Source organism: Streptomyces sp. UNOB3_S3 (assembly GCF_020740895.1).
GTDB lineage: Bacteria > Actinomycetota > Actinomycetes > Streptomycetales > Streptomycetaceae > Streptomyces.
Map to the genome: position 1 here is coordinate 1 of NZ_JAILXP010000532.1, position 3604 is coordinate 3604.

General features: G+C 74.1%; 3 protein-coding genes. 1 reads left to right on the forward strand and 2 read right to left on the reverse strand.

From position 1 onward, the window contains the following. Nucleotides 1–1205, reverse strand: a 1205-nt coding sequence (locus K6I33_RS33080; protein WP_374286494.1) for a CocE/NonD family hydrolase, incomplete at its 3' end; no start/stop codon positions are given. 157 nt (nucleotides 1206–1362) lie between these two features. On the opposite strand from K6I33_RS33080, the gene K6I33_RS33085 reads away from it, so the two are divergent. Continuing rightward, nucleotides 1363–2286, forward strand: a complete 924-nt coding sequence (locus K6I33_RS33085) for an SAM-dependent methyltransferase (protein WP_229358374.1) — start codon at nucleotides 1363–1365, stop codon at nucleotides 2284–2286. Here the strand turns inward: K6I33_RS33085 and K6I33_RS33090 are convergent. Next, entirely contained in the window at nucleotides 2211–3377 is a 1167-nt protein-coding gene (locus K6I33_RS33090) for a PP2C family protein-serine/threonine phosphatase (RefSeq protein WP_229358375.1), read from the reverse strand. The two genes, K6I33_RS33085 and K6I33_RS33090, sit on opposite strands and share 76 nt — an antisense overlap. Nucleotides 3378–3604 lie beyond the last annotated feature (227 nt).

Below are 3604 nucleotides of genomic sequence, written 5' to 3' on the forward strand. Positions count from 1 at the left end.
GGCGCGGCCGGGTCGTGGCGGAAGGACGCCAACGGGGCGCGGTCCGTGGGGGCCTGCCGCACGAGGTGGCCGCCCGGGGCGGGGAACCATGGTGCGCCGGCCGGGGACGGCGGCCAGGCGTCGAGATCGCGCCAGGCGTCCTCGCCGCCGACGTGCACGCGCACGGGTGCGGGACGCAGGCCCGAGCGGTCGGCGCACAGGTGGGCGCGCAACCAGGCCAGGGTCTCGGCGAACACCTCGGGCCAGCCCTGCTGGAACGCGGAGTTGTGCGTCCAGGGGCCGACGAGCAGGGACGTCTCGCACCCGGCCCGGCGCAGCCGCTCGTACTGCTCGAAGGTCTGGCCGGCCAGGACGTCGTGCCACCCCGTGATCAGGCTGGTGGGCACGGCCAGCCGGTCCAGTGCCCCTCGCAGGCCCGCGCCCGACCAGTACGGGTCGTCGGCGTCCGGGTGCGCCAACGCGTCGTCCAGCCAGGACGCTTCGTCCCCGAGAACGGGCAGGTACGCGCCGCGCAGCGGCTGAGCGGTGGTGGCGCGGCGCATGTGGCGCTGGAGCCGCAGTGCGGCCTTGCCGAAGGGGACGAGGCCCCGGTGCTGGTGGGTCATGGCGAGGCAGGTGATGAGGGCGTTCTCCAGGTGGAGCGCGCCGTGTGCGTGGAAGTAGGCGTGGGGGTCGTGCAGGCCCGCCTGTACGACCATCGCCTTGAGCTCCGGCGGCGGGTCCTGTGCGAGGGCCCACTGTGTGTAGCCCAGGTGGCTGGCGCCGACCGTGCCCAGCCTTCCGTCGAACCACGGTCGCTCCCGGAGCCACGCCACCGTGGCCCGGCCGTCCGCCGCCTCGTTGCGCCACGGGTGGAACCGGCCGCCCGAACCGCCGGTGCCGCGGCAGCTCTGGACGACGACGTGGAAGCCCTGTTCGGCGAAGAGGACGCCGTACAGGGGCGACCACGGCAGGCCCCGGCCGTAGAGGGAGCGCACGAGGAGGGTGGGGAAGTCGCCCTCGGCGCGCGGGAAGTAGTGGTCCGTGAGCAACGGGCTGCCGTCGGCGGCCGGGACCACCAGCCCCGGCTCCCATCCGGCCCGGTACCGCCCGGCCGGGAGGCGCCGCCAGGTCGCTCTCATCATCCGTGAGGACAGCGGAGGCCGTCCGGCGGGCGGCGTCCAGGCGGGCCTCGAAACGGTGGTGGTGTGCGCGGGTGTTGTCATCGCTCCCCCTCGGAATGCATCCCGTACATCTGCTTCTCGTACGTTGTACCAGAATGAAGAGGGGGCCGCCCTGCCGGGGTGGCCCGGCGCGTGGTTAGGGTCGGGGGTGAGGGTGCTGCCGCGGAGAGGCGGTGGCCACCGGAGCGGGGAGGCGTCGGTGAGCAAGGGCCAGCAGTGGGACGTGGTCTCGGGAGTCGGCATCACGGCGCTGGCGGTGGCGGCCGCCCGGGCCGTCGAGACCGGCCGTCCCGACGCCCTGATCGAGGATCCGTACGCGCGCGGCTTCGTCGGGGCGGCGCGGGCGCCGGTGAAACTGCCCACGACCCCGGCCGAGGCGGAGGCGGCCGACGGGCGGGGGTACTGGGCGCAGGTGAGCACCTACATCGCCGTCCGCACCAGAGCCTTCGACGACTACTTCCGGCAGGCCGCCGAAGCCGGTGTCACCCAGGCGGTGTTGCTGGCGTCGGGGCTGGACACCCGGGCGTTCCGGCTGCCCTGGCCGGAGCGCACCGTCGTGTACGAGATCGACCAGCCCCTCGTCCTGGACTTCAAACTGACGGTCCTGCGCGAGCACGGGGCGACCGCCGGCGGCGTTCACCGGCCGGTGGGCGCGGACCTGCGGGAGGACTGGCCGGCGGCGCTGGAAGCGGCGGGCTTCGACCGCGCCCGGCCCACCGCGTGGCTCGCCGAGGGACTGCTGCCGTACCTCCCCTCGGAGGCCGAAGAGAGTCTCTTCCACGAGATCCACCGGCTCTCCGCCCCAGGAAGCCGGCTCGCGGTGGAAGCCATCGGCAACATACCGGGAGCCCTGGCGGACACCGCCGCGAACGGCAGCGTCCGCACCCTGGGCGTCGACCTCGCCGACCTGATCCACACCGGGCAACGGCCCGCGCCGGCGGACCGCCTGACCAACCTGGGCTGGAACGTGCGCACCGTACCGGCCACGGAGACCGCGGCGGAACACGGGCGCCCGCTGTCGCCCGCGTTCGTCGAACGGGACGCGCGCTACGTCTTCGCCGACCGGCCGCCCCGGGCGATCGCCAGCAGCGCCATGTCATCGGTGATACGGCCGCCCGTGTGATGGCCGACGCCGGCCAGCAGGGTGTCGAGCAGGTCGTCCGGCCCCGGGAACACATGCCCGGTCAGGGCCGCGACGGGGTCGTAGAAGGCCCCCGAACGGTCCTTGGCCTCGGTGAGGCCGTCCGTGTACAGCAGCAGACAGGACCCGGGCGGGAACGGCACCGTGTCGGTCACACCATCGCCGGGGCCCAGCTCGGACAGGCACAGGGGGAGCGCCGGCACGGAAGGCTCCACGCTGCGCACCTCACCCGTGGGGCGCAGCACCAGGGGCGGCGGGTGGCCGCGGTTGAACAGGCGCAGCTCATCACCGGAGGGGGGAATCTCCGCGAGCACACCGGTGACGAACCCCTCCGTGCGCTCGAGCCCCGCCCGTCGCGACGCCTCCCGGACCAGCCCCTTCTCCAGCCTGGCCGCGATGCCGGCGAGCGTGGGCTCCTCCTCGGCCGCCTCCCGGAACACCCCCAGCGCCACGTCCACCGCCTTGACCGCCCCCATGCCCTTGCCCCGCACGTCGCCGACCAGACAGCGCACGCCGTACGGGGTGTCCTGCACGCCGTACAGATCACCACCGATCTGGGCCTCCTTCGCGGCCGACTGGTAGCGCACGGCGATCCGCAGGGGGCCGATGGAGGTCGGCGGGTGGGGGAGCACGGCGCGCTGCACGGCGAGAGCCACCTCCCGCGCCGACTCCAGCCGTACGTTCCGGTAGTGCATCAGACGGTTGACGACGACGGCGAACGCCGACACGGTCGCCACCGTGGTCAGCTCGCTCCACCCGCTGGCGTCCCCGATGAAGCCGAAATGGACGAGCAGGGCGAAGTCGGCGGCGATGGCGCCGATGCCCGACAGGATCGTCGCGCGCAGTGACAGCAGCGCGGCGGCCGACATCGGCGCGGCGGTGTAGAAGGCCTCGGCGCTGAACCGGGGAGGGGTGTAGTAGTCGAGCGCGGCACCGCCGATCAGCAGGAGCAGGGGCAGCGCCTGGAGGTGGCGCAGGAACCAGCGCGCCGCCTCCGTACCCCCCGCGCTCGGTGCCTTCACGTGGCCGCTCCGCTCTCCCACGAGTACGAGCCGTACGTCACGCTCCAGCATCCTCGGACCCGATCATGGCTGCCAGCCGTGGGGCGGCCGTATGGGTGCGCCCCCGGTTCGCACGTGACGTGGTGGAGCGGTGGCGGGTCATGTCCCGGGGGCGGCGTACCCGCGGGTGCGGACGAGGGCGTGGGTGAGGCGGGTGAAGGCCTGGGCCGCCGCGCCGCGGTAGGCGCCCTCGCGGGTGAGCAGGGCGACGGTGCGCGTGGGCAGGGGAGGGACGAGGG